5 protein-coding genes and 1 pseudogene are annotated in these 6584 nt (G+C 41.4%); 2 read left to right on the top strand and 4 right to left on the bottom strand.

Translation table 11 applies throughout. From position 1 onward, the window contains the following. Nucleotides 1-247: 247 nt before the first annotated feature. A complete protein-coding gene (locus tag F7734_RS46840; protein ID WP_155751169.1) occupies nt 248-547 on the bottom strand; it encodes a ferredoxin in 300 nt (99 codons plus the stop codon). A gap of 581 nt (nt 548-1128) precedes the next feature. On the opposite strand from F7734_RS46840, the gene F7734_RS46835 reads away from it, so the two are divergent. After that, nucleotides 1129-2133 (top strand): Gfo/Idh/MocA family oxidoreductase, encoded by a 1005-nt coding sequence (locus tag F7734_RS46835; RefSeq protein ID WP_155751168.1) that lies wholly within the window; start codon nt 1129-1131, stop codon nt 2131-2133. A gap of 313 nt (nt 2134-2446) precedes the next feature. On the opposite strand, the gene F7734_RS64515 is transcribed toward F7734_RS46835, so the two are convergent. Together F7734_RS64515 and F7734_RS64510 are read right to left on the bottom strand one after the other, a co-directional pair. Next, on the bottom strand, nt 2447-2986 hold the full coding sequence (locus tag F7734_RS64515) for a Gfo/Idh/MocA family oxidoreductase (protein WP_243147451.1): 540 nt from the start codon (nt 2984-2986) through the stop codon (nt 2447-2449). 17 nt (nt 2987-3003) lie between these two features. After that, on the bottom strand, nt 3004-3237 hold the full coding sequence (locus F7734_RS64510; RefSeq protein ID WP_243147450.1) for a Gfo/Idh/MocA family oxidoreductase: 234 nt from the start codon (nt 3235-3237) through the stop codon (nt 3004-3006). A gap of 765 nt (nt 3238-4002) precedes the next feature. On the opposite strand from F7734_RS64510, the pseudogene F7734_RS46825 reads away from it, so the two are divergent. Then, nucleotides 4003-4299, top strand: a pseudogene (locus F7734_RS46825) (2Fe-2S iron-sulfur cluster-binding protein). Between the two features lie 352 nt (nt 4300-4651). On the opposite strand, the gene F7734_RS46820 reads toward F7734_RS46825, so the two are convergent. Then, on the bottom strand, nt 4652-6259 hold the full coding sequence (locus F7734_RS46820; RefSeq protein ID WP_155751167.1) for a SpoIID/LytB domain-containing protein: 1608 nt from the start codon (nt 6257-6259) through the stop codon (nt 4652-4654). Between the last annotated feature and the right edge of the window lie 325 nt (nt 6260-6584).

The following is a 6584-nucleotide window of genomic DNA, read 5'->3' as shown; positions in this document are numbered from 1 at the left end:
CCCCTAACCTCTAACCCCTAACCCCTAAGTATGTGTCACACTAGTATTAGGTCAATGAAGCACCGAATACAGTTAGCGCTGCGTTCGGTGCTATGAGACGTGTATTTAGACTGATTGCCAAAGTAGGTGTATGAAGCAGACGCAGCAAAGACAAAAATCTTCTGCCTGTGCTGCTTTTTTCTTATGCTGTCTTTACGACACTCATATAAAATCCACTCATCCAAAATGATATGAACAGGAGTGACCTTTAGTAAAGTTCTTCTTCTTGGTGAGTTTGGATGGTGACATCAGAGGTTGGGTAAGCAACACAAGTCAGTACGTATCCTGCTTCAATCTGGTCATCATCCAAGAATGATTGGTCAGACTGGTCAACAGAACCAGAAACCAGTTTACCTGCACAAGTAGAGCAAGCGCCAGCACGACAGGAGTAAGGCAGTTCAATACCTTGCTCTTCAGCAGCGTCGAGAATGTACTCGTCATCTGCTACGTCAATAGTTTTGTTTAAACCTTCATTTTCATTGACAAGTGTGACTTTGTAGGTAGGCATTTGGTAATCCTCTCTTTTCTGAACGGCAGTATAAGTTATTTTAAAGCAAATAGAACGGCTTACCTCTACAGATCTGCCGCCGCTACAAATTTGCTTCACTTTTGATACTACGAGAAAACTAAGAGGATGCAACTGGAATTTAAGCCCGATTAGTAATGAAATTTAGTTACCCGATCGTGATTAGTTTTACTTATATGAATGTGCGGCAACTTGCTAGATAATCAGATAATTTTATGACTACAAAAAAAAATTTAAATACAAGTAAATTCCTAATTGGCGATCGCATTCTATTATACAATTACCTAATTAAGGAAAAAATTTACGATTGACTTGTTAATGATTTCCTTAATTATACTGAGAAATGAGAGGAGTCAGTCATGTAGGTAAAGCTAGAGCATAGCACTAGATACTTCAGGTAAGCTCTAGTTACAATTACGTATATTCTGGAAATCAGCTGGGATTCTTCGTGACCAATTTATTAAGGAAAGTTATAATTTTAGGACAAAACTTCAAGTGAAAAAACGTACTTTGGTGAAAAATGAAGGAGTAAGTACGATAAAGCAGACAAATTGGTGACTCCAATGTACAGTAACTCGGTATTTTTACAAGAACGTCCTGTGCGAGTAGGTTTAGTTGGTACCGGAGCTGCGGCAAAGCTCAGGGCTGAGGCATTTTTACAAGATGAGCGTTCCCATTTAGTTGCCGTGACTGGCAATACACCAGAAAAGACAGAAGCCTTTGCCAGAAACTATCAAGCAGAAATGGTTGATTCTTGGCAGCATCTGGTACAGCAAGAAGATGTAGACTTGGTTGTCATTTGTCATGTTAACCGAGATCACGGTGCAGTTGTACGAGAAGCGTTAAAGAATGGCAAACACGTGGTAGTAGAATATCCACTGTCTTTTGATGTGGTAGAAGCTGAAGAATTAATCGCACTCTCAAAAACCCAAAACAGACTTTTACACGTCGAACATATTGAAATGTTGGGTGGGGTACATCAAGCTGTAAAACAACACTTGCCAAAAATTGGTCAAGCATTTTTTGTTCGTTACAACACCATCAAACCCGAACATCCCGCACCTCGGAAATGGACTTACAATCACGAGCTTTTTGGTTTTCCGTTGATAGGTGCTTTGTCCCGATTGCACCGTCTTATCGATTTATTTGGTGAAGTGTTATCAGTCAATTGCCATAACCGATTTTGGGCAGTAGAAACAGATTATTATCAAAGCTGTTTCTGTGAAGCTCAACTTTCCTTTACCAGTGGATTGTTCGGTCACGTTATTTATGGTAAAGGTGAGACTCTATGGCAATCGGAACGCAAGTTTGAAGTTCATGGCGAAAATGGAGGACTGCTGTTTAATGATGATACGGGCGTTCTGGTACAGGCGGGAGAAAGAAAACCTATAGAGGTTGGAACTCGACGGGGTTTGTTTGCCAAAGATACAACAATGGTTTTAGATCGTTTATTCAACGGCACTCCCTTGTATCTCACGCCGGAGGAAAGTTTATACACTCTCAAAGTTGCAGATGCAGCAAGGCGTTCTACTGAAGAAGGCACAACACAAATAATTTGTAATTCGTAATTCGTAATTAACTTTACTAGGCGCAGAGAATACAGAGGTAGGTGGACAGATCCCCCCTCTCTCGTTCCCAGTTCAAGCTGGGAATGCAAGTCGCGAGGCTCCGCTCGCACTCTATGGTAAAGCACAGGAGGCGTCACCCCAGTGTCTCTCTGGATAGCCACTGGGGTGACGCCTCCTGTGCTTTACCATAGATGCGAGCGGAGCCTCGCGACTTGCATTCCAGCTTGAACTGGGAACGAGAGAGGGGGATCTGTCCACCTACCTCTGTATTCTCTGCGCCTAGTAAAGTTAATTACGAATTACGAATTACAAATTATTGTGTTGTGCCTTCTTCAGTAGAACGCCTTGCTGCATCTGCAACTTTGAGAGTGTATAAACTTTCCTCCGGCGTGAGATACAAGGGAGTGCCGTTGAATAAACGATCTAAAACCATTGTTGTATCTTTGGGCAACAAACCCGTCGAGTTCCACTCTATAGGTTTTCTTTCTCCCGCCTGTACCAGAACGCCCGTATCATCATTAAACAGCAGTCCTCCATTTTCGCCATGAACTTCAAACTTGCGTTCCGATTGCCATAGAGTCTCACCTTTACCATAAATAACGTGACCGAACAATCCACTGGTAAAGGAAAGTTGAGCTTCACAGAAACAGCTTTGATAATAATCTGTTTCTACTGCCCAAAATCGGTTATGGCAATTGACTGATAACACTTCACCAAATAAATCGATAAGACGGTGCAATCGGGACAAAGCACCTATCAACGGAAAACCAAAAAGCTCGTGATTGTAAGTCCATTCCGAGGTGCGGGATGTTCGGGTTTGATGGTGTTGTAACGAACAAAAAATGCTTGACAATTTTGGCAAGTGTTGTTTTACAGCTTGATGTACCCCACCCAACATTTCAATATGTTCGACGTGTAAAAGTCTGTTTGGGTTTTTGAGAGTGCGATTAATTCTTCAGCTTCTACCACATCAAAAGACAGTGGATATTCTACTACCACGTGTTTGCCATTCTTTAACGCTTCTCGTACAACTGCACCGTGATCTCGGTTAACATGACAAATGACAACCAAGTCTACATCTTCTTGCTGTACAGATGCTGCCAAGAATCAACCATTTCTGCTTGATAGTTTCTGGCAAGGCTTCTGTCTTTTCTGGTGTATTGCCAGTCACGCAACTAAATGGGAACGCTCATCTTGTAAAAATGCCTCAGCCCTGAGCTTTGCGCAGCTCCGGTACCAACTAAACCTACTCGCACAGGACGTTCTTGTAAAAATACCGGTTACTGTACATTGGAGTCACCAATTTGTCTGCTTATCGTACTTACTCCTTCATTTTCACCAAAGTACGTTTTTTCACTTGAAGTTTTGTCCTAAAATTATAACTTTCCTTAATAAATTGGTCACGAAGAATCCCAGCTGATTTCCAGAATATACGTAATTGTAACTAGAGCTTACCTGAAGTATCTAGTGCTATGCTCTAGCTTTACCTACATGACTGACTCCTCTCATTCTCAGTATAATTAAGGAAATCATTAACAAGTCAATCGTAAATTTTTTCCTTAATTAGGTAATTGTATAATAGAATGCGATCGCCAATTAGGAATTTACTTGTATTTAAATTTTTTTTGTAGTCATAAAATTATCTGATTATCTAGCAAGTTGCCGCACATTCATATAAGTAAAACTAATCACGATCGGGTAACTAAATTTCATTACTAATCGGCTTAAATTCCAGTTGCATCCTCTTAGTTTTCTCGTAGTATCAAAAGTGAAGCAAATTTGTAGCGGCGGCAGATCTGTAGAGGTAAGCCCGTTCTATTTGCTTTAAAATAACTTATACTGCCGTTCAGAAAAAGAGAGGATTACCAAATGCCTACCTACAAAGTCACACTTGTCAATGAAAATGAAGGTTAAACAAAACTATTGACGTAGCAGATGACGAGTACATTCTCGACGCTGCGAAGAGCAGGTATTGAACTGCTTACTCCTGTCGTGCTGGCGCTTGCTCTACTTGTGCAGGTAAACTGGTTTCTGGTTCTGTTGACCAGTCTGACCAATCATTCTTGGATGATGACCAGATTGAAGCAGGATACGTACTGACTTGTGTTGCTTACCCAACCTCTGATGTCACCATCCAAAACTCACCAAGAAGAAGAACTTTACTAAAGGTCACTCCTGTTCATATCATTTTGGATGAGTGGATTTTATATGAGTGTCGTAAAGACAGCATAAGAAAAAAGCAGCACAGGCAGAAGATTTTTGTCTTTGCTGCGTCTGCTTCATACACCCACTTGGCAATCAGTCTAAATACACGTCTCATAGCACCGAACGCAGCGCTAACTGTATCGGTGCTTCATTGACCTAATACTAGTGTGACCACATACTTAGGGGTTAGGGGTTAGAGGTTAGGGGTTAGGGGATTGAAGATAAGTTATTGTGCTTCTCCCTTGTCCCCTTGTCTCCCTTGTCCCCTTGTCTCCCTTGTCCCCCTTGTTCCCAGTCCCCAATCCCTTGTCCATTACCCTGATGGTTTGCTATTTTGCTCGATCGCATTGCTGAAAACTTCCATTTTGGTTCCAGGATAATAGAATTGGAGGATTTTTGGGCTAGACCAGCCGAGGCGGGCTAAATTTTGAGCACCCGTTTGGCTCAAGCCTACTCCGTGTCCCAACCCACCACCAATAAAAGCGTATCCCCAAAGACTGTTTTGTCCTTTATTGAGAGGTTTTAGATAGAAAAATGTACTGACAGGAGCTGCAAAAGCACTTCGCACTTCGTCTTTATGTAGTGTAAAAGCACCTATATTTGTATCAACTTTTAACTTGAGAATGCGTCCACTCTTGCTTCTTTCGATGACTTCCATCTCTTTAATAGTTTGAAATTTTGCATAAGGGCTTTTCTTTACTTTCAGAAATTTCTGCAAATCTTTAGCAATATCTTCTAGTTTAGTTTCCCTTTGCCACCGGAATAAATCCCTCTGGCTCTCGTTAAATCCTTGCTTGAGATTGATAAACTGTTGAAAATTATTTTCATTAGCTAAAGTTTGCCCGGATAAATTCCATAGGTTGTTGCTGGGAGCATCTACCACGGGTTGTAGGTAAGGACGGTCATCACCATTCCAAACATCACTAAAAGACGCTGTCACTCCACCAGTTGTAGAAGAATAGAGAGCATCGACTAGCTGGTTCTGATAAGTCAGTACCATACCTCGTGTTGCGACGATCGCTCGATCTGTATTTGGTGTAACTCCATTTAAACCATAATAAACTTGGCAGTGAGTATCCGCACACAATTGATACCCATCTATAGCAAATCTATGTACATTTCTTAAAACATAAGTCCGCGCAATAACTGCTTGTGCTTCTAACGCTGCAGTTGGTGATGAAGCACCAATTTCGTAGGGTACAACTCCACGCAAATAAGTTTCTAAAGGAACTTCGTTAACCAACGTATAACTTCCGTATGCATTGGGCTGAACTTCCATCCTGCCGGCGTACAGCCTTGCATTCTCTGGTTTTTGACCTTCATTAACTCGAATTAAATTCTGGTTGCTGCTAATCTGTATATTCTTCTGAGTGTAGTTTTTGCCGTTTGCTTGCCAACTTAAAAGCGGCACTTGTTGCAAAATTTGGGTATCGACAAATGCTGTCTTATGACCGCCCGCTAGTATACTCTGTAAGAGCAAGCGTCTGAGTAAAGGCGTGTTGTATACAGACCGTTTTGCCCAAACTTGCCAGCGATCCGGCTGAGCAATCTCTACTTCTATGCCCCGTTCTCGCCACTTTCTAGCACTATCTTCAGCAGTCTCATAAGTACGGTAGACTCCCAATACCACTCTTTCCTCTACTGCGGCTTGCGGTAAAGGTTGCATTTTGACGAATAGCTTTATCGGCTTGTTCGTGACAAGGATTTGCTGTTTGTTGCCGTCCTGAAATTTTAGCTTTAGACTATCACCTTTAGTAGGTTCGAGTAGCAGCTTTTCTGTAGGGTCATCCCCAAATCGCTGCACTATGCCAATCCTGAGTTCTACATCCTTTGTTTTGCCTGCAGGTCCTGATGCACCTGTTAAACCTAGCAAACAAAATAAGGGGAGTAAGGAATAAGAAATACGCCAGATAATTTTCATGAATTTTAGTATTGCCGCCAGATCTATCTAGAGGTAGTTGTTTTCTTGAGTACGAATGATTAATTGTTGCTGGTCAGCTTACGTCATTGAAATTTGGGTTGAAAAAAAGGTTATGACCCCGTGAGTATTGCGGTTGCTACATTTATCACCTCCTTTGCACATCTTACAATAACGTGCAAGATTATTCCGGATAAACAAAGAATACACTTCATTGATACCAAGCCGTGACGATACCATTGTTTTTGTTACTCAAACGATTGCCTTATTTACTGCAATCTCTATAAGAATAAATACTTAATTTTACCCCCAACAAAATCCGTAGAGA

The sequence above is a fragment of the Scytonema sp. UIC 10036 genome, assembly GCF_009725235.1.
The sequence above is the reverse complement of the archived record's forward strand: the minus strand, read 5'-3'. Positions and strand labels throughout refer to the sequence as shown.